Below are 392 nucleotides of genomic sequence, written 5' to 3'. Positions count from 1 at the left end.
GGTGGATTCGCCCGCGAAGTGCAACAGTCCTATAACGTAGCGGGCCAGGTGTCGTAGCCTGAGCCCCTACACGACCAAGTGGAGTTGCACATGCGCTATCGACACCTGACCCAGGACGAACGGTACCAGATTGCCTGGGGGTGTGATCTCTCTGTCTCCAATGCGGACATCGCCCGCCAGCTCGGCCGTCATGCCAGTACGATTGGCCGCGAGCGCGCGCGCAATCGTAATGCCAGTAGTGGAACGTACCGTGCCCAGCAGGCGCACCGCACCGCCCGCCAGCGTCGCAGTCAAGGCAGTAGCCACGCGCAGATGGACGCGCCGATGCAGGCTGCATTGCTGGCCGGGCTGGCCGAAAAATGTAGCCCTGCGCAGATCCACGGCCGTGCGCG

Annotated in this window: 1 protein-coding gene; it reads left to right on the top strand. The window is 64.3% G+C overall.

Annotated elements, in window-relative coordinates; all coding sequences use genetic code 11:
- Positions 1–90: 90 nt before the first annotated feature.
- On the top strand, positions 91–392 hold a 302-nt coding region (locus XcuCFBP2542_RS19120), incomplete at its 3' end, for a helix-turn-helix domain-containing protein (RefSeq protein WP_146090393.1).

The sequence above is a fragment of the Xanthomonas cucurbitae genome (assembly GCF_002939885.1).
Taxonomy (GTDB): domain Bacteria; phylum Pseudomonadota; class Gammaproteobacteria; order Xanthomonadales; family Xanthomonadaceae; genus Xanthomonas; species Xanthomonas cucurbitae.
The sequence above is the reverse complement of the archived record's forward strand: the minus strand, read 5'-3'. Positions and strand labels throughout refer to the sequence as shown.